Source organism: Nocardia sp. JW2 (genome assembly GCF_051843015.1).
In the GTDB taxonomy this organism is placed as follows: domain Bacteria; phylum Actinomycetota; class Actinomycetes; order Mycobacteriales; family Mycobacteriaceae; genus Nocardia; species Nocardia coubleae.
On sequence record NZ_JBPXLK010000005.1, the window covers coordinates 198,866 to 217,557 of the forward strand.

The window sequence follows — 18,692 nt, forward strand, 5'->3', positions numbered from 1 at the left end:
CAGATCGCCGGACGGGGACCGCTCAGGATCCGGTCGAAGCCGACGGAACCTCGGAGGCCCGGGGGCTCAGGCGGGCGCGAAGACCGAGGCTGCCGGGGTGGCCGGGCGGCCGAGGAGCTTGGTGAGGTCGCCGGTGCGCACCTCGAGCAAGCCCTGTGCGATGCCCGCGTCCGAGTCGGCGAGGACCGTGGCGAACTGCTCGTCCACGCCCGCGGCGTGCAGTGTGGCCGCGTATTCGCTGGTCGGCAGGTTCTCGTAGCGCACAGTCGCGCCGGTGGCGGCACCGATCGCGGCGGCCAGGTCGGGGCCGGACAGGGCCTCGTCACCACCCAGCTCGTAGACGCGGCCCGCGTGCCCGTCGCCGGTGAGGACGCGGGCGGCGGCCTCGGCGTAGTCGGCCCGGGCCGCACCCGAGACGCGACCCTCGCCCATCGCGCCGTGCAGCACGCCGGTCCGCGCGGCGAGGCCCGCGGCCTGGCTGTAGTTCTCCCAGTACCAGCTGTTGCGCAGCAGCACCGTCGGCACCGACGCACCCGCGAGCACCTCTTCGGTGCCGCGATGTTCGGCGGCCAGGATCATCGGGTTCACCTCGGCCCGCGGAATGCTCGTGTAGGCCAGCAGCTCGACGCCCGCGCGTTCGGCCGCTCGAATCACGGTGGTGTGCTGGGCGACCCGCGCACCGAACTCGTTGCCCGAGATGAGCAGCAACCGGTCGACACCGACCAGCGCGGTATCGAGTGCGGCCGCGTCGTCATAGGACGCCCGGCGTACTTCGACATCGAGATCGGCCACCTTCGACGGATCCCGCACGATCGCCACCGGCCGCTCACCCGCCGCCACCAATGCCTCGACGACGAGCCTGCCCAGCTGTCCACTCGCTCCGGCCACCGCAACAGTCATGACTTCCTCCGAACTGATCGACATGCACTAACTATTAGTAAGTACTATGCATTCAGTAGGCGCTGTCGTCAAGGAGGGTAAGATCACCGGTATGAGTGAGCAGCACCTCGACGACGATCAGACGCTGGAAGCCGACGTCTTCGCGCGCGACTGCGCCTCCAGGTCGGTGCTGCAGAACGTCGCGAGCCGGTGGGGTGTGCTCGCCCTGGTGGCGCTGCGGGAGGGCCCGTTCCGGTTCAGCGCGCTGCGCAGGCGGGTCGACGGGGTGAGCGAGCGCATGTTGTCGCAGACCCTGCAGGCCCTCGAGCGCGACGGCATGGTGCATCGCGAAGTCCTCGAGGCCATTCCGCCGCGCGTGGAATACACCCTCACCGAGCTGGGCGCACAGGTGGCCGACCGGCTGCACGCGCTGATCGAGGTCCTCGAGACCAATATCGACACGGTGCGGGCGGCACGCTCCGGCTACCGCGGCAACGGCTAGTTCTTCGCCAGCAGTTCGGAGACGGTGGCGAACCGGTATCCCTGTGCGCGCAAGCCGGTGACGATGCCCGGCAGGGCGGCCGCCGATTCGGTGCCGTGCATGACGTGCAGCAGCACGATGGAACCGGGCCGGGTCTGTTCGAGGGTCGTGGCGAGCACGGTGTCACGGTCGACGCCGCCCGCGGAATCGGGTTCGACATCCCAGGTCACCGTGGTGCGGTCGTGGTCGGCGAGGTATTTCGGCAGCCCGTAGAGCTTCTTGCCGTAGGGCGGGCGGAAGGTGATCGGTCCCTGATAGCCGGTGCGGCGGATCTCGGAGTCGGTGCGTTCGATTTCGTCACGCACGGTGTCGCCCGAAACCAGCACCATGCGGCGATGGGTGTAGGTGTGATTGCCGATTTCGTGCCCCGCCGCCGCGATCGCCTGCCCCAATTCGGGACGCGCGGCGAGATCGTCACCGACGAGATAGAACGTGGCGGGCACCTGCAATTCGGCCAGCGTGCGCAGGATCTCCGGCGTGCGCTCGGTCGGTCCGTCGTCGAAGGTGAGCGCGACGACCTTGTCCTGGGTTTCGACCCGGTTCACGAGTTCGCCGGTGAGCTGGTAGGTGCGCGAATTCATCAGCACATAAAGTCCCGCCACCACCGCGACCACAACGACAAGCACCGCGGCCCCACCGGTCAACCATTTGCGCATAGTGGTGTATACCGCAGATATCTCGCGCCGACGACCCAAGGCGAGAACATGGGTAACTCACCGGGGACGGGCGGACGCGACCACATCCAAAAGCTTGCCGCGTCCGCAGTCCCCACGTACCCGAGTCCGGCCTGAAGTCCCGGAGAGGCGGCTACGGTATTACCTGGGTGATATCGCCTGGGTTCAGGTAGTCGAAGAAGCGGTGGGCGCCGTCTTCGGTCATGCGGACGCAACCGTGCGACTTCGAGGTGACCGGGCCGACGTGGAATGCCATGTCACCGTTGAAGAATGTCGCCCACCGCATCGGTGCGTCGTGCATGGTGCTCCAGTGGAATTCCCGCTTGAAGGAAATGCGGGTCACCGCGGGCGGAGTTTCGAAGCCCGCCATTCCGTGCGAGATCGGTGTCGGCCCGAAGACCACCCGCCCGTTGTCGACCAGCCATGCCTCGTTCGTCGACAGCCGCATGCACGCCCTCGCCTCGACCACCGGGCAGGGCGACGCCGTCGGAATCACGGAGGGGACACCCGGAATATCGGGTCCACCAGGGAAAAGAGGTTCCGCCGCTGCGGGTGCCACGGCAACCGATCCAGCCGCCGCGACCAGAGCCGCCACACGTGCCATCCATCCGAGAATGCGCTTGCTCATGGGTTCTCAGTTGCCTCTCAACCGTGCCCGCCACCCGCGAGTCGACCGGGGCGAGGGGACCATCTCATGGAACACGAACAGTTCGAACACGAGCCAGGAACAACCACCAGAAGGTGCTAACGCATCATCGACCACAAAAGAAGATTCACCAAATCAAACTCCGCGATTCGGCCGAAAAGAAATAGAAACCCGGTAGTTCCGGGCATGAGTGAGGGGCGGCCGCTGCGCGAACCGCCCCTCGGTTTCTGCTACTCAGAAGTTGATCATGTGGCCGGCGAGGCCATGGATCGCTTCCTGCAACGCCTCACTGAGCGTCGGGTGGGTGTGCACGTTGCGGGCCAGCTCGTTGACCGTGAGGTCCCACTTCTGGGCCAGCGTGAGCTCCGGCAGCAGCTCGGAGACATCGGGGCCGATCAGGTGGCCACCGATGAGTTCACCGTGCGTGTTGTCGGCGATCAGCTTCACGAAGCCGGTCGGGTCGGCCAGGCCGTGGGCCTTGCCGTTGGCGGTGAACGGGAAGGTCGCCACCTTCACGTCGTAGCCTTCGTCGCGGGCCTGCTGCTCGGTGAGGCCGAAGCTGGCGACCTGCGGCTGGCTGAAGGTGGCGCGCGGCATCATCCGGTAGTCACCCAGCGGCATCGTCTCGGCGCCGCCGATGGTCTCGGCCGCGACCACGCCCTGCGCCTCGGCCACGTGGGCCAGCTGCAGCTTGGCGGTGACGTCACCGATGGCGTAGATGTGCCCCACGTTGGTGCGCATGTAGTCGTCGATCGCGATGGCGCCGCGGTCGGTGAGCTCGACGCCGGTGGTCTCGAGGCCGTAGCCCTCCACGCGCGGCGCGAAGCCGACGGCCTGCAGCACCTTGTCGACGGTGACGGTCTCGACGTTGCCGGACTTGTTGTCCTTGATCTGGACGGTGACCTTGGACCCGTCGTCGTCGATCGACTGCACGGCCGCACCGGTGGTGATGGTGATGCCGAGCTTCTTGTACTGCTTGGTGATCTCCTTGGACACATCGACGTCCTCGTTGGGCAGGGCCCGGTCGAGGAATTCGACGATCCGCACGTCGACGCCGTAGTTCTTCAGGACGTAGGCGAACTCCATACCGATGGCGCCCGCGCCGACGATGAGGATCGAACCCGGCAGGTCGCGGGTGAGGATCTGCTCCTCGTAGGTGACCACGTTCTCCGACAGCTGGGTGCCGGGCAGCAGCTTGGTCGTGGTGCCGGTGGCGATGATGACGTTGTCGAAGCTGATCGACTCGTTGCCGCCCTTGGTGAGGGCGACGTCGAGCGAGTTCGGGCCGGTGAAGGTGCCGAGACCGTCGAACTCGTCGATCTTGTTCTTCTTCATCAGGAAGTGCACGCCCTTGACGCGACCGTCGGCCACCTTGCGGCTGCGGTCGAAGGCGGCGCCGAAGTCGAAGCTGACCTCACCGGAGATGCCGAAGGTCTTGGCTTCCTTGTGGAAAATGTGGGCCAGTTCGGCGTTGCGCAGCAGTGCCTTGGACGGGATGCAGCCCACGTTCAGGCACACGCCACCCCAGTATTTCTGCTCGACAATCGCTGTTCGCAGGCCGAGTTGAGCGGCACGGATCGCGGCGACATATCCGCCGGGACCAGCGCCGAGAACGACGACATCGTAGTGGGAAGTCACGTCACCGAGCCTAACTCTGTTTCGGGGAGTTCACCCACCCGTCCCCCACTTCGCCTGAGATGCGCTCGCCCGACCTCGACCGAGGCGGACCGAACGGTACTGTCGGCGGGGTGAGCGGCGCGGGATCAGGGGGCCGAGCGGAGATCGGCAGCCGGGTCGACGGCACCGTTTCGGTCCACCTGGTGCGCCTGCTGGTTCAGTCGGCACGGAAGCTCGGGGTGGCCGAGGAACAGCTGGCGCGCGTACCGGGCACCGACGACATGGTGCTGCGTGGTGAGCTGAACCGGCTGCCGATGAGTTCGCTGCTCAGGTTGTGGGAGTTGATCGCGCGGCCAGGCGCGGGCATCGCGGTAGCCGAGGCCGCACCGCTCGGCACCTTGAACACCTGGGACTACCTGGTGACAACCGGTGCGACACTGGCGGATTCGTTGCGTGCCGCCCAGCCGTACCACCGTCTGGTCACCGCGGCCGCCGAGGGTTTCGACCTGTCCGGCGAGGCCGATCTCACCATCGGCTATCGCACGTCGGCGAGCGACCCGGCGGTCGCGTCGACGGTCAACGAATACGTGCTGGCGTACTACCTGCGCCGCGCCCGCGAGGCGACCGGCCGCCCGCTTGTTCCGACGAAGGTGACCTTCGGGCATCCGGCGCCACCGGACCGCCACCACCTGATCGACGTATTCGGCACGCGCACCATCGAATTCGGTGCCGAGGCCGACTCGATCACGTTCCGCGCCGACGATGCCAACGCCCCGCTCCCCCGCGCCGACCCGATGCTCGCCGACCTGATGCGCAGCCACGCCGACCTCGTCCTCGCGTCCGCACGCACCGTCGCCGACCCCCTCGACGCGTTCCGCATTGCCCTCGCGTCCGCCCTCGACGCCGCCGACCCCACCCTCGCCCGCGTCGCGAAGGCCCTGGCCATGAGCGAACGCTCCCTGCAACGCCACCTCGCCGACCAGGGCACCACTTGGCGCGACGAACTGGACCGCCTGCGCTACGAGCGCGCGAAAACCCTGCTCTCCCAGGGCCTCACCACCTCAACCATCGCCCGCCATTTGGCCTTCACCGACGACCGCGCCCTCCGCAAGGCCTTCCACCGCTGGACCGGGACCCCGCCCACCCTCGCGCGCTGACGCCCCCGGCCGCAAGGTCTTCCCGATCTCGTCGGCGAGCAGAAAACCGGCCAGACCGTGTGCGTGTTTCTCCCGGCGCACGAGGGAGATGATGTTGAGGCTGAACGCGTCTCGGACTTGACGGAAGAGCAGCCGCCCGTCGCGGAGTTCTTCGGCGATGTCGAATTCGCTGAGGAAGGCGATGGCGTCTCCGGACATGGCGAGCCGCTTCATCGTTTCGATGGAATTGGTGTGGAAGGCCGGCTGGATATCGAGTCCCGCATTGGTGAAGGCTTCGGCGACGATGCCGTGGATCACCATGGAACGGTCGGCGAAGATCAGCGGAAACGGCGTGCACTGGGCGAGCGGAACAGTGTCCATCGGTGCGAGCGGATGATGCGGTGAGACAACAACTCCCAGCCGGGTGTTCATCTGCCAGCAGACTTCCAGCTGGGCCGAGGCCGGGATATTGAAGCCGAGGCCGAGGTCGGCCTCGCTGTTCTCGATGGCCCCGACGATGTCGAGGGTCGACATGGTGCGGATCGAGATCCGGATCTGCGGATGCCGAGCCCGGAAGCTCGCGGCGGCGGTGGCGACGACGCTGCTGGCCAGGCCCGTCATGGTGGCGATGACCACCTCGCCGCTGCCGAGGGCGCGCAGGTCCCGGATATCGGTGACCGTTTCCCGGTATTGGCGCAGCGTCTGCCGGATATGGGCGACCAGCGCCTCGCCGGCCGGGGTGAGGCGCATACCGCGAGGCAACCGCTCGAACAGCGGCTGTTCCAGCTCCGCCTCGAGCAGCAGGATCTGCCGGTTGATCGCCGAGGGCGCGACGTGCAGCCGGGCGCCTGCCGCACGAATCGACCCGAGCCGTGCTACCTCGTCGATGTAGTGCAGCAATCGTGAATGGAGCATCACGCACCTCCTCGGCAGAGTGTACGAGAATTGAGTACACCTCGTGCGAAAACGAATGCTTGTGGGCAACAGTGCCGGTCGCGTCCAATCAATACAGGCACACATATCGAGATGAGGACGCCGATGCCCCAATCGAATTCGACAACCGACTCCTTCACCGGATCCGCCGCGGTCGCCGATCAGGAAAACCATGTCCGAACGATTTTCGACATCCTGGAGGGCAGGCGGGAAGCCGATCTGCTGCTCCACAATCTGCACATACTCGACGTGCACAGCGAAACCGTTTATCCCGGTTCGCTGCTGGTGCACGGCGAACGCATCATCGCGCTGAATCCCGACGACACCATTCGGTACCGCGAATCCTTCGACGGCGGTGGGCTTTACGCGATCCCGGGCCTGATCGATGTGCATCTGCACTTCGAGTCCCAGCTCGCCCATCCGGCCGCGTTCGGTGAGGCTATCGTGCCGAGCGGAACCACGACGGTTTTCGGGGAGACGCTCGACTTCGCCAGTGCGGCCGGCAAGGAGGCCGTCGACGCGGCACGGGCACTATTCGCCGACCACGACAAGCTCCCGTACCGGCTCTACGCGTTCGCACCGGGGAAGAAGTCCCCGGCGGAAGTCACCGAGGCGATGCTGGAGATGGATCCGGTCATCGGCCTGGGTGAACTCGCCCACCTGTCGTATATGACCGGCAATGCCGAGGACTTCCGCAAGTCCGCGCTCGGCTGGGCGAACGCGGGGTTCGTGAACTGCCACTGGGGCGTGACGGCACTGTCGGACACCCTGCTGAATTACATGCCCGCCATCGGCGTCGACAACAACCACGATGTGTGGAACGAGGACGATATCGAGAAGAGCATCCGCTACGGCCTGAACACCCAGATCAAATTCGGGGTCGGCAGTCCGGAGGTTATTCGAACCATGTTGCGCGCCATCGTCAAACGTCGCTGGCCCGCCGAGAATTTCCAGCTCTGCGCCGACAATATCTCGGTGGACCGGGTGTTGCGGCAGGGCCATATCGACTGGGTGATCTCGCTGGCCGTCGAAATGGGGATGCCGCCGATTCAGGCGATCAAGATGGGCACCCTGTATGCCGCGCGTTCCTTCCACAAGGATCGCGATCTCGGTTCGCTGAGTCCGGGTCGGTTCGCCGACATCGTGCTCACCGACAGCCTTTCGCGCATCAATCCGCGCTATGTCTTCAAGGGCGGCAAGTTGGTGGCGAAGGACCGCCGGCTGCTCGATCCGGTCCGCATCGACTATTCGGTGCTCGCCAAGCAACCGCGTCCCGGTCTCGACGACCTGCGTCCCGAGCAGCTCGACCTCACACCGCTCGAGGTCTCCGACGACGGCACGCAGGCGAAAGTCCTGCTCTTCGACGTTTACGGACGGGGGCATCTCAAGTTTGCCCAGGAAGTCTGGGTTCCTGTGCGCGACGGTTCGATAGTGCCCGAGCACGAGGGTGTGCGGCTCAACCGGATCTCCGTCGTGCAGCGCTATGCCGATGGGGAGCGGCACATCGTGAACGGTTTGTTCAAAGGCGTCTCGATCGAGGGCGGCGCGGTCGCCACGTTCTGGCCCGCACCGAAGGCCTATTTCGTGGTCGTCGGTGCCGACAGCGCCGAGATGTGCGGCAGCCTCGGGCACCTGGACGGTCTCGTCGGCGGTTGCGTCGTCACCGAGGGCGGCGCGGTGAAAGCTGTGCTGCCGCTCGACTTCTACGGCGTGATGGCCGATATGGATCTCGCCGAACTCGTCGAGGCCACCCGCACGATCGACAACGCTTTGGCCGTTCTCGGCAACAAGAACGAAGGTGAGCCGGTGGTCAACAAACTGCTGACGCTGTTCATCTCGCTCGACCGCTTCGGCTTCATGAAATAGCCTCGGCTACCGCAGAGCAAGGGATCCACCGTTATGCAACACGACAAAGACGCGGCAGTCATCGACAACGGGAACAAGGTGCGCCGCTGGATCACCTACGTGGCCGGGATATACATCCTCACCCTCGGTCTCAGCCTGGCCATCAGGGCGGCGATCGGCATTTCCCCACAGAGCAGTCTCACCCGCACCATGACGCTGGTCTTCACACCGTTGAGTCAGGGTAATTACAACCTCATCCTCGAGGTCATCATGCTCGTGCTGACCTTCCTGGTCCGCCCGAAGGCCTTCAAGGCGAGTTATCTGCTCTCGATGATCCCGGCGCTGGTCCTGGCCCTGCTCCTCGATCTCAACCTGTGGCTCACCGAGTGGATCCATCTCGAGCCGTACACGGCCAATCTGGTCCTGCTGGTCTTCGCCGATGCGATGCTGGCGCTCGGCCTGTTCCTGATGATCCGCGCGAACCTGATCCTGATGCCGATCGATCTGTTCGTGAACACCATCCAGCAGATGACCGGCCGCAAATGGGGCAATATCAAGACGGTCTTCGACTGCACCCTGCTCGCGCTTTCGGCGGGCATCGGGCTCGTGTTCCTCGGCGCACCGCATTTCATTCGCGAAGGGACGATCATCAACGCGATTCTCGTGGGGCAATACGTGAAGGGATATTTCTTCCTGTACGAGAAGTTCGCGGCCCGAAAGCGGCCCGCGCAGTTCGTGCCGGCGCCCGTGGCCGACTAGCCCGAATCGCCACCGCCCGGTCCTGTCGCACAGGGGCCGGGCAGTGGTCGTTCAGCGGCGGACCTTGTAGCTCAGGTGGGTGGCGCGGCGGCCCGGGACGACGACCGGGTCGTCGAGCAGCAGGTGTCCTTTCGCGAGCTTGCCGAAGTAGGAGACGCCCTCGCCGAACAGCACCGGCACGAGGCTCACGCACACCTCGTCGACCAGGCCGAGGTCGAGGGCCTGCTGGATGATTGTCGAGCTGGCGATGGTGACGTTCTTGTCGCCCGCGATCCGCTTGGCCTCGGTGACGGCGGCGGCCACATCGCCGACGAAGGTGGTGTTCGGCCAGCGCTGCGCGGCGTCGTCCGGGGCGTGATGGGTGACGACGACAACGGGCGCGCCCACCGGGTGCTTGTCGCCCCAACCGTTGGTCATGTCGAACAGACGGCGGCCCGCGATGAGGGCGCCCGTGTTGTCGATCCACTCGTGCAGCACCTGTGCGCCTGCCTCGTCGACCTGCAGCGACCGCTCGCTGCTCGCGCTCGGCACGGTCACCTCGCCGCCCTCGTACCACTCGAACAGTTCGCCGATCCCGTCGTCGGGGTCGGCGACGAATCCGTCCAGCGACATCGTCATATGCGTGAATACTTTGCCCATGCTCGCGCCTCCTGGCGAATCGGTTGTCATCGATATAGACGCGCCGTGCGTACGGAACTCATCGGTGCGAAATCCTTTCGCTCGCCAGGTGTGGCGACCATGGCACCCGGCCTGTCTGGTCATGGCGTGTAAGGACCGGGTAGTGGCGCGCGCGGACCTGGGAACGGCGATCGGACCGCCATAACGTGGTCTTCACCGGTCAGAAAACACCGGCTGACCTCGAAAGAAGGCTAGATCATGACCATTCCGACGCATACCCGCGAAATCCATCTCGCCGCCCGCCCGGACGGTGCACCGGTCGCCACCGATTTCGCCCTGGTGGAGCGGGAGCTGCCCGAACTCGCCGACGGCCAGATCCTGGTGCGCAACACCTGGATGTCGGTCGACCCGTACATGCGCGGCCGGATGGACGACAAGCCGTCCTATATCGCGCCGTTCGAAATCGGTGCGGCACTGGAAGGTTCGGCGGTCGGTGAGGTGATCGCGTCGAAAGCGGAGATCACGGTCGGCACCACGGTGACGCACTTCGCCGGATGGCGCGAACACTCCGTCGTCGATGCGGCATCGGCCACTCCCATCGACCCCGAACTCGCTGCCCCACAGCATTTCCTCGGCGCTCTCGGCACCACCGGCCTCACCGCCTACGCCGCCCTGACCGAGGTGGCGAAGGTGGAACCGGGCGACACGGTGTTCATCTCGGCGGCCGCGGGCGCGGTCGGCAGTGTGGCGGGCCAGATCGCCAAGGCCCTCGGTGCGAAACGCGTGATCGGTTCGGCGGGCGGCCCGGTCAAAACGCGAAAGGTGCTCGAGGAGTTCGGTTTCGACGTGGCGATCGACTACCGCGCCGGTGACCTCGCCGGACAGCTCGCCGAAGCCGCACCGGACGGCATCGACGTGTACCTCGACAGCGTGGGTGGTGAACACCTGAAGGTCGCGATCGAGGCCCTCAACCAGCACGGCCGCATCGCCCTGGTCGGCGCCATCAGCGGCTACAACGGCGCACCCACCCATTCCACCCCCGGCCTCTACCTCGCGGCGACCAAGGAACTCACCCTGCGCGGCATGCTCGTGACCAGCTACCTCCCCCTCTTCGCCGAGTACATCCCGAAGGCCGCCGCCTGGCTCGCCGACGGCACCCTCCACACCGCCGAAACCACCTACGAGGGCCTCGACCAAGCCCCCGCCGCCCTCCTCGGCGTCCTCACCGGCGCCAACACCGGCAAAATGCTCGTCCATCTCGCGTGAGGACCAAGATCCCCACGCTCTGGTGGCGGCATCGTCCGAGTGCCGTCCACCACCAGAGCGTGGTGATCGAATGTCCACGTCAGCGCCAGACCTGGGTGGCTACGCGGGTGAAGTCCGCGGCGAAGGCGCCGGGCGGCTCGAGGTTTGCCGGGTTCCCCGACCGGCTATATCGTGCTGCGAGACATCGGATGGGGAGGGGGAAATGGCCGGATACTTCCAGGTGCCTATCGACGTGCTCGCGAGCACGGTGCAGTCACTGAAGAACTCCGAACAAGTACTCGGTGATGCGATGAAGGCCCTGGAGAGTGCGGGCGACGGCGATATCGGCACCACCGGCCTGAACGACGCCGCCGCGAATTTTCAGCGCAGCTGGGAATTCGGTATCGAACGGAACATCGAGGCCGCGATCACCACGGCCAGCCTGGAATTCGTAGCCTCCTCGACGACCCCGAGTCTCGACCTGTGAACCGGCCACCCGCCGTGGACGTTCCACCGCCGCCCGGACCGGCTCGGCAGTTTCCACCGACCAGGCGAGCTATGCGCCGTAACTGGTGGATTCGGTGGCCGTTGCTACTCACCGCGCTGGCCACCGCACCACTGACCGTCGTAATGATCAACGAAGGTATGGATGTGGCGGCCTTGGTCGGGCAGTACTTCATCTTCGGGACGATGTTCGGTGGGTGCTTCCTGTGGATCAATCGGCGCCGCCGCAAAGCCCTGCGGAACCCGTGGACTGTATGGCGGATCCGGTACGTGTCCGGTACCCGCTACGAGTGGGTGGACCTGCTCGGCCCGCACGGTGAAACAGTGAGCACCCTCCTGCTCAGCACGTGGGCGTGGGACCGGGGAAAACTGGTCAACCACGGCACTCGCGAGATCTGGTTCGCCGGTGATCCGGCCAAGTATGGAGTCGTGTCCCGTCCGGGCGGACGAGATATGCGCTACGCGTATGTATCCCGCATCTACAAGCCGCCACGCTTGACCTTTCGTGAACCCGGTGCGCCGCCCGTGCCCGGCGGGAGTCGACACTTCAAAGATTGACTGCGGACTCCGCATGACCTCGGCGGCCGTGGTGGCGGATTGCGCGCGAGCGCCCGGGTCGCCACGCTCGGCGACGATGCCGGTCAGCGCCAGACATGGGTGGCTACGCGGGTGAAGTTGCCGCCGAAGAGGGCGGTGCGTTCGGTGGGGGTGAAGCCACGGTCGGTGAGGAGGTCGTCGAGGCTGGGGATGCCGGGGGTTTCGCCGAGGAGGTCTTCGGGTGGGGTCCACTGCAAGGGGCCCCAGGCGGTGTAGTCCGCGGAGAAGGCGGCGGGGTTCTCGTGGATCTCGGCGTTGAACTGGTCGCCGTCGAAGGAGTAGTCGGAGCCGATGCCGATGTGGTCGATGCCGACCAGGTCGACGCCGTAGCGGATGTGGTCGGCCATGGCGGCGAGGCGCTCGGCTCGCGCTTCGGGGGCGTTCTCACCGAGGAAGATGCCGACACCGTTGATGCCGATCACCCCGCCCGTCGCGGCACAGGCGCGAGCCTGGTCGTCGGTGATATTGCGCGGATGTGCCCACAGGGCGGCGAAATTGGAGTGGGAGTAGATCATCGGGGCGGCGGTGTGGGTGGCCAGGTCGAGGCCGGTGCGGCGGGAGCAGTGCGAGCCGTCGACGAACATGCCGACCTCGTTCAGCTTGCGCACCAGGTCTTTTCCGTACGCGGTGAGGCCGGTGTCGACCGTGTCGAGGCAGCCGCAGCCGGCCGCGTTGGCGTGGTTGTAGGTGGGCAGCAGGGAGCGCACGCCGAGTTCGTAGAACACCGTGACGTTGTCGAGGTCACCGTCGAGCGGCGCGGAATCCTCCAGGTCGAAGGCCAGTGAAATCACTTCGGGCGCACCGATATCACTCACCCGATCGACCAGCCGGAACCGTGGGTCGGCGGCGGCCTGCTCGCGGAACAATCGCAGCAGGGCGAGCGAGTCGGCCTTGGTCTCCCCCGAGTACCCGACATTCACCGACAGATACGACCCGAGCGGGTAGCGCGCCAGATCCGCGACCCGCGCCGTGGGCAACAACGGCAGACAGCAATGCTGCTCCCAGAGCATGGACACACCTCCCCATCGTTATCCGTGACCTGCGATCCTACGTTTCGCAACGCTATCGGCACCGGACCGACGCTAACGCGATGTCTGATTCGTCCGATTAATCAGTACTGCGTCCCTTTGCTCGAAGGCGGTGCGACATGCGTCGCTTCCTCGTCCTGCTCGCTTGTCTCGCGGCGGCTGTCGGCCTGTCGACACTGCCCGCCGCGGCGACCCCCTCCTACTGCGGTCTCGCGTGGGGCTCGCTCGACAAGTCGAGTCCGAACTACTCGTCGGGTGTCGTGCGCGATGTGCGCGCGGGCCGCCACGATTGCTACGACCGTCTCGTCGTTGATCTCGCCGGGCCGGTGTCCGGTTACCGGGTGGGCTACGTCGGCACCGTCACCCAGGATGGTTCCGGTGCGGGCGTCCCGCTGCGCGGTGGCGCGTTCCTGCAGGTCACGGTGCTGGCGCCCGCCCACGACGACGCGGGCGCGAGCACCTACCTGCCGGGTAACCGCAGCGACCTGGTGAACGTGAACGGCTACCAGACCTTCCGTCAGGTCGCCTGGGCCGGCTCGTTCGAGGGCCAGACCACCCTCGGGCTCGGCGTACGCGCCCGGCTGCCGTTCCGGGTGTTCACCCTCGAAGGCCCATCCCGCGTGGTGATAGACGTCGCGCACTATTGGTGAGCCGGGTCGGCAACAATGTGGGGATGAGCGGCGTTGAGCAGAATGTGACCGATCCCTACCTCTGGCTCGAAGACGTGACCGCCGAACCGGCGCTGGACTGGGCCCGTGCCCGCAACGAGGTGGTCGCGGACCGATTCGCGAACACCGAACGGTTCGCCGACCTCGAGCAGCGCATCCTCGCGATGCTCGACGACGACACCAAGATTGCCTATCCCGCGCGGCGCGGACCGTGGCTGTACAACTTCTGGCGCGACGCCGAGCACCCGCGCGGGCTGTGGCGGCGGACGACCTTCGAGTCGTATGCCGGCGAGAATCCCGAGTGGGATGTGCTGATCGATGTCGACGCGCTCGCCGAGGCCGATGGGGAGAACTGGGTGTGGGGTGGTGCCGCGGTGCTTCGGCCTTCGCAGGAACGCGCCATCGTCCACCTGTCGCGCGGTGGTGCCGATGCTACGGTCGAACGCGAATTCGACATGACCACACCAGAATTCATCGCCCCTGAGGACGGCGGGTTCTTTCTGCCCGAGGCAAAGTCACGGGTCGGCTGGATCGACGCCGACACCGTCTACGTGGGCACCGATTTCGGACCTGGGTCACTCACCGATTCGGGCTACCCCCGCATCGCGAAGCGATGGCGGCGCGGCACCGAGCTATCCGCCGCCGAAACGGTTTTCGAGGGCAAGCCGAGTGATGTGTCGATCGGCGCCGGATACGACAGGCACCCCGGCTACGAACGGCACTACCTGCATCGATCGACGGACTTCTTCAATTCCGAGGTCTCCCTGCTCATCGACGGTGAATGGCGACTGGTGGAAACACCGACCGACGCCGACGTCGACTGGTACCGCGACTGGCTGCTGGTGCGGTTGAAGACCGAGTGGGCCCCCGCCGACACCACCTTCCCGGCGGGCAGCTTGCTGGTCACCGATATCAATGACTTCCTCGCGGGTGAAGGGCAATTCGAGGTACTGTTCGCCCCCGATCCGCACACCTCGCTGGAATCGTGGGGCTGGACCGAGAACCACCTGATCCTCACCACTCTGCGCGATGTGCAGACGGGCCTGCGCGTCCTCACCCCGGGCCCCGACGGCTGGGCGAGCGCGGACCTCCCCGATACCCCCGCCATGTCGAGCACCTCCGTGAGCAATCTCGACCCGCTGGAAGGTGGCGACGAATTCATGCTCACCACCACCGGTTTCACCACCCCGACCACCCTCCTGAACAGCGCGGTCGGCGAAACTCCCGCGCTGCTGAAGCAGGCACCCGCGTACTTCGACGCCGACGGCATCGAAACCGAGCAGTTCTTTGCCACCTCCGACGGCGGAACCGCCGTCCCCTACTTCGTGATTCGCCACCGCGACCGCCGCGGCACCCCCGGCCCGACGATCATGAACGGCTACGGCGGCTTCGAAGTCTCCAGAACCCCGGTGTATCTGGGCTCGGCAGGCATGGGCTGGCTCGAGAAGGGCGGCACCTACGTGCTCGCCAATATCCGTGGCGGCGGCGAGTACGGCCCCGAATGGCACACGGCCGCACTGAAAGAGCACCGCCACCGCGCCTTCGAGGACTTCGCCGCCGTGGCGCGCGACCTGGTGACTCGTGGCATCACCACCGCCGACCGGCTCGGTGCGATCGGCGGCAGCAACGGCGGTCTGCTGATGGGCGTGATGCTCACCCGCTACCCGGAGCTGTTCGGTGCCATCGTGTGCCAGGTGCCGCTGCTGGACATGAAGCGCTACCACCTGCTGCTGGCGGGCGCCTCCTGGATCGCGGAGTACGGCGACCCGGACAAGCCCGAGGAGTGGGCGTTCATCAGTGAGTACTCGCCGTATCAGAACACCGACCCCGACAAGCAGTACCCGCCGATCCTGCTCGCCACCTCCACCCGCGACGACCGGGTCCACCCCGGGCACGCGCGAAAGATGGCCGCGCTGTTGGAGTCCCAGGACCGCACCGTCTGGTACTACGAGAACATCGAGGGTGGGCACGGCGGCGCGGCCGACAACAAGCAGTCCGCGTACCTGTCGGCGCTGGTGTACGAGTTCTTCACGCAGATGCTGATGGAGGGTCGCGGGCGCTAGATAGGTACTATGGTTGTCGTAGGTTCGAGCGGAAGGAGTGCATCGTGGCCGATGCCGATGGTCATCCCGATATCGAGGAGTTCGACCTGTCGACCGTGCTCGCCGCTCTCGCCGACGACAACCGGCGCAGCGTGATCGCCCAGCTCTACGCCGAGCCCGAGGGCGCCGAACAGTTCTGCAGCGTGTTCGGGATGCCCTGGGCGCCGTCCACCCGCACCCATCATTTCCGGGTGCTGCGCAAGGCCGGGCTGATCTGGCAGCGCGATGTGGGCAACGGCCGGATGACGAAGCTGCGGCGCGACGACATGGAAACCGCGTTTCCGGGTCTGCTCGCCGCGATCCTCGCAGCGGACCGCCATCCGGCCGCCCCGGCTACCAGCTGACCGGCAGTGACACCGGCCGGTGCACGAGAACCCCTGTCTCCCAGACGATCTCGTTTTCCGGCACGGCCAGCCGGAGGGTGGGGAACTCGGTGACGAGCCGCCGGATCACCTCGATGATCTCCATCCGGGCCAGTGCCGCGCCCATGCAGTGATGCATGCCGTACCCGAATTGCAGGTGCCGTTTCCCGTCGCGACCGAGGTCGAGCACCGACGGGTCCGGGTACACGTCGGGGTCGCGGTTGGCCGAGTGGGCGTCGGCGTACACGATGTCGCCGGGGTGGAGCACGCCCTGTGACAGTGCGATCTCCCTGGTGGTGACCCGAGGGAAGGTGGAGATGCGCCCCAGTGGCAGCAGTCGCAGGAATTCCTCGATCGCCGTGGGGATGGTGTCGGGGTTGCGCACCAGGTGGTCCCACAGTTCGGGCCGGGCCAGGGCCACGTAGGCGATCTTGGTGATGACGGACAGGATGTTCTGATCGCCGCCGACGATCGAGCCGAGCAGGATCGCCGCGTACTCGGCGTCGGTGACCGGGGGTGAGACCGAATCGCGGGCGTCGAGCAGGTCGAGGATGAGGCCCGGTTCGAGGTCGCGGCGCCGGGCCACCAGGTCTTCGATGTAGTGGTAAAGGGTCCAGAACTCGGCGAGCAGGGCGGGGACGTCGGTGTCGTGGGCCAGTTGCATCTTCCGCGAGAGGTGCCGGAAGTAGGCGATGTCGGCGGTCGGGATACCGAGGTAGTCCACGTTCACGCCGATGGTCACCGGGTCCAGCAGCGTCTGCACGAGATCGGCTGTGCCACTGGCATTCTGGGCCCGCAATTCCGCGACCGTTCCGTCAAGGACGCGCTGCACCGCGGGTGCGCGGCGGGCGATCGTCGCGGCGCTGTAGGCCGAGGCGACGAATCCCTTGAGCCTGCCGTGCCCGGGGTGATCGAGGTTGAGCAGCATCTCCGTCGGCATGATCGTCGGCAGGAAGGTCGGCCCGTCCTCGACATTGGTCTCCGCGCGGGCGAAGCTCAGGTCGGTGAGCACCGCGTGCACGTCGCGGTAGCTGGTCACGTGGACGACGGTGTGGCCGCTGGGCAGCACGACCTGCGGTAACCCGCCGCGCGAGCGCTCGGCCACCGGCTCGATCATGGTCGGCGGACTGATGTTCGCGAGGCCGTCGAGATCGACCCGGACGGCGTCGATGGCGTGTGTCATGAGGTGACTCCTTCCGGGCGCGCCTGACGGCGGACCACGATGATGGCGAGGGTGAGTGCGACGAGCAGGGCGATGAGCACGCCGACGGTGGTGGTGAACGCGGTGCGGTAGACGTCGGGGTGACCGAACTGGCCCGCGGCGGTGTCGTGCGCGGCGGCTCCGCTGAGCTGCCTGCCGACCACCGCGGACAGTACGATCGCGTAGCCCGCGACGAACACGGCCTCGCTCCCGATGCGGAAGAAGTTCAGGACACCGGCCGCCGTCCCACCGCGTTCGGGGGGAACGACCGACAGCGCGTGCCCGTCGACGAGACCGATGGGCAGCCCGAAACCGAGGCCGAGCAGCACCATCGGTACGACAATCCACAGCACCGAGCGGCCCTCGTCCAGCGCGAGCACGCCGATATTGCCGAGAATCAGCGCCGCGAGGCTGAGGTAGACGACCCGGCCGATGGTGAGCGCCGGGAACCGGGTGACCAGGTGACCGATGGCCACCGGCGCGATGAACACGGGAATGGTCATCGCGAGCATCAGCAGCCCGGAGGACCCGGGTGACAGGTCGGTGATGCCGCTCAGCGCCGAGGGCAGGTAGGTGAGCAAGGTGACGAAACCGATCGACCCGGCCACCGGAACCAGGCACATCGCCAGGAATTCGCGATTGCGCAGGAGCCCGAGGTCCAGGATCGGGCCGTGCTCGGCGGTGCTCGGTTCGGCGGCGGGCAGCAGGCGCGTCCCGAGGCCGGCGGCCGCGAGGATCACCGCGTGCACCACGAACACTCCCCGCCAATCGACCACCGCGATGAGCAGGCCGGAGATGGTGGGACCGAGGGCGAGGCCGAGGCCGTTGACCGTGCCGAAGATCGCGAAGGCCTTTGTGCGGCGGGCGCCTTCGTAAGCGCTGGACAGCAGTGCGGTGGATCCGGTGAGGATGGCCGCCGCGCCGACGCCTGCGATGACCCGGGCGAGGTCGAGCACGATCAGCGCGGGTGCGACGACGCTGCCGACACTGCCGACGACCACCAGCGCGGCGCCGATCCCGAAGGTGCGGCGGTGCCCGATCCGGTCGCTGACCGCACCCCACAGCAGAGTGGTGAGCGCGAAGGCGATATTGAACCCGTTGACGACCCATTGCAGCGCAGTGGGATTCGAGCCGAGATCACGGGAGATGAGCGGTAGCGCGATGGCGGTGCCCGCGATCGCCATCGGAGTGACGAACTGCGCGGCGAGAACGACGGGCAGCGTGGCGGGGCTGGGTGGAGCTTGAGTTTCGGTTGCGGTCGACATGGATCTCCCTCGGTGGGCTCCGGTACGCGAATTAGGTACTACCCGATCGGTAGGTACGATGATATTAGTAGC

General features: G+C 66.4%; 19 protein-coding genes. 10 read left to right on the forward strand and 9 right to left on the reverse strand.

Annotated features, from left to right (window positions below; translation table 11 throughout):
• Positions 1-66: 66 nt before the first annotated feature.
• Positions 67-900, reverse strand: a complete 834-nt coding sequence (locus ACSVDM_RS10310; RefSeq protein ID WP_439264412.1) for an NmrA family NAD(P)-binding protein — start codon at positions 898-900, stop codon at positions 67-69.
• 91 nt (positions 901-991) lie between these two features.
• Between ACSVDM_RS10310 and ACSVDM_RS10315 the strand changes: the two genes are divergently transcribed.
• Positions 992-1,381: a winged helix-turn-helix transcriptional regulator gene (locus ACSVDM_RS10315; RefSeq protein WP_067641981.1), complete on the forward strand. Its 390-nt coding sequence runs from the start codon at positions 992-994 to the stop codon at positions 1,379-1,381.
• On the opposite strand, the gene ACSVDM_RS10320 is transcribed toward ACSVDM_RS10315, so the two are convergent.
• From ACSVDM_RS10320 to lpdA, 3 genes are all read right to left on the reverse strand, one after another.
• Positions 1,378-2,076 (reverse strand): polysaccharide deacetylase family protein, encoded by a 699-nt coding sequence (locus tag ACSVDM_RS10320; RefSeq protein WP_439264229.1) that lies wholly within the window; start codon positions 2,074-2,076, stop codon positions 1,378-1,380. The two genes, ACSVDM_RS10315 and ACSVDM_RS10320, sit on opposite strands and share 4 nt — an antisense overlap.
• Positions 2,077-2,227: 151 nt before the next feature.
• A complete protein-coding gene (locus ACSVDM_RS10325; RefSeq protein ID WP_225278427.1) occupies positions 2,228-2,542 on the reverse strand; it encodes a L,D-transpeptidase in 315 nt (104 codons plus the stop codon).
• Between the two features lie 432 nt (positions 2,543-2,974).
• On the reverse strand, positions 2,975-4,378 hold the full coding sequence (gene lpdA, locus ACSVDM_RS10330) for a dihydrolipoyl dehydrogenase (protein WP_439264231.1): 1,404 nt from the start codon (positions 4,376-4,378) through the stop codon (positions 2,975-2,977).
• Positions 4,379-4,488: 110 nt separating this feature from the next.
• Between lpdA and ACSVDM_RS10335 the strand changes: the two genes are divergently transcribed.
• Positions 4,489-5,514 carry an AraC family transcriptional regulator ligand-binding domain-containing protein gene (locus tag ACSVDM_RS10335; protein WP_439264233.1) on the forward strand — a complete coding sequence of 342 codons (1,026 nt, stop codon included), beginning with the start codon at positions 4,489-4,491 and terminating at the stop codon, positions 5,512-5,514.
• Here the strand turns inward: ACSVDM_RS10335 and ACSVDM_RS10340 are convergent.
• Positions 5,419-6,408: a LysR family transcriptional regulator gene (locus tag ACSVDM_RS10340; protein WP_439264235.1), complete on the reverse strand. Its 990-nt coding sequence runs from the start codon at positions 6,406-6,408 to the stop codon at positions 5,419-5,421. The two genes, ACSVDM_RS10335 and ACSVDM_RS10340, sit on opposite strands and share 96 nt — an antisense overlap.
• A gap of 123 nt (positions 6,409-6,531) precedes the next feature.
• Between ACSVDM_RS10340 and ACSVDM_RS10345 the strand changes: the two genes are divergently transcribed.
• Both ACSVDM_RS10345 and ACSVDM_RS10350 read left to right on the forward strand, forming a co-directional pair.
• Positions 6,532-8,292 carry an adenine deaminase C-terminal domain-containing protein gene (locus tag ACSVDM_RS10345; RefSeq protein WP_439264237.1) on the forward strand — a complete coding sequence of 587 codons (1,761 nt, stop codon included), beginning with the start codon at positions 6,532-6,534 and terminating at the stop codon, positions 8,290-8,292.
• Between the two features lie 33 nt (positions 8,293-8,325).
• A complete protein-coding gene (locus ACSVDM_RS10350) occupies positions 8,326-9,030 on the forward strand; it encodes a YczE/YyaS/YitT family protein (RefSeq protein ID WP_378666906.1) in 705 nt (234 codons plus the stop codon).
• Between the two features lie 51 nt (positions 9,031-9,081).
• Here the strand turns inward: ACSVDM_RS10350 and ACSVDM_RS10355 are convergent, their stop codons facing one another.
• Positions 9,082-9,669 carry a dihydrofolate reductase family protein gene (locus tag ACSVDM_RS10355; RefSeq protein ID WP_378666904.1) on the reverse strand — a complete coding sequence of 196 codons (588 nt, stop codon included), beginning with the start codon at positions 9,667-9,669 and terminating at the stop codon, positions 9,082-9,084.
• A gap of 237 nt (positions 9,670-9,906) precedes the next feature.
• On the opposite strand from ACSVDM_RS10355, the gene ACSVDM_RS10360 reads away from it, so the two are divergent.
• The 3 genes from ACSVDM_RS10360 to ACSVDM_RS10370 all read left to right on the forward strand — a co-directional run bounded on the left by ACSVDM_RS10360 (position 9,907) and on the right by ACSVDM_RS10370 (position 11,955).
• Positions 9,907-10,914: an NADP-dependent oxidoreductase gene (locus ACSVDM_RS10360; RefSeq protein ID WP_439264239.1), complete on the forward strand. Its 1,008-nt coding sequence runs from the start codon at positions 9,907-9,909 to the stop codon at positions 10,912-10,914.
• 202 nt (positions 10,915-11,116) lie between these two features.
• Positions 11,117-11,380, forward strand: coding sequence for a hypothetical protein (locus tag ACSVDM_RS10365; protein ID WP_439264241.1), 264 nt, complete (start codon positions 11,117-11,119; stop codon positions 11,378-11,380).
• A gap of 71 nt (positions 11,381-11,451) precedes the next feature.
• Positions 11,452-11,955 (forward strand): hypothetical protein, encoded by a 504-nt coding sequence (locus ACSVDM_RS10370; RefSeq protein WP_439264243.1) that lies wholly within the window; start codon positions 11,452-11,454, stop codon positions 11,953-11,955.
• A gap of 83 nt (positions 11,956-12,038) precedes the next feature.
• Here ACSVDM_RS10370 and ACSVDM_RS10375 read toward each other — a convergent pair whose 3' ends face one another.
• On the reverse strand, positions 12,039-13,004 hold the full coding sequence (locus tag ACSVDM_RS10375) for a dipeptidase (RefSeq protein ID WP_439264245.1): 966 nt from the start codon (positions 13,002-13,004) through the stop codon (positions 12,039-12,041).
• Between the two features lie 137 nt (positions 13,005-13,141).
• Between ACSVDM_RS10375 and ACSVDM_RS10380 the strand changes: the two genes are divergently transcribed.
• The 3 genes from ACSVDM_RS10380 to ACSVDM_RS10390 are packed head-to-tail and all read left to right on the forward strand — an operon-like array spanning position 13,142 to position 16,136.
• Entirely contained in the window at positions 13,142-13,672 is a 531-nt protein-coding gene (locus tag ACSVDM_RS10380) for an AMIN-like domain-containing (lipo)protein (RefSeq protein ID WP_439264247.1), read from the forward strand.
• 23 nt (positions 13,673-13,695) lie between these two features.
• A complete protein-coding gene (locus tag ACSVDM_RS10385; protein WP_439264249.1) occupies positions 13,696-15,753 on the forward strand; it encodes a prolyl oligopeptidase family serine peptidase in 2,058 nt (685 codons plus the stop codon).
• Between the two features lie 44 nt (positions 15,754-15,797).
• A complete protein-coding gene (locus ACSVDM_RS10390; protein ID WP_225278416.1) occupies positions 15,798-16,136 on the forward strand; it encodes an ArsR/SmtB family transcription factor in 339 nt (112 codons plus the stop codon).
• Here ACSVDM_RS10390 and ACSVDM_RS10395 read toward each other — a convergent pair.
• A complete protein-coding gene (locus ACSVDM_RS10395; protein WP_439264252.1) occupies positions 16,126-17,337 on the reverse strand; it encodes a cytochrome P450 in 1,212 nt (403 codons plus the stop codon). The two genes, ACSVDM_RS10390 and ACSVDM_RS10395, sit on opposite strands and share 11 nt — an antisense overlap.
• The gene (locus ACSVDM_RS10400) at positions 17,334-18,620 is read right to left on the reverse strand and encodes an MFS transporter (RefSeq protein ID WP_439264254.1); all 1,287 of its coding nucleotides are present in this window, start codon (positions 18,618-18,620) and stop codon (positions 17,334-17,336) included. The genes ACSVDM_RS10395 and ACSVDM_RS10400 overlap by 4 nt, the downstream gene beginning before the upstream one ends.
• Positions 18,621-18,692: the final 72 nt, after the last annotated feature.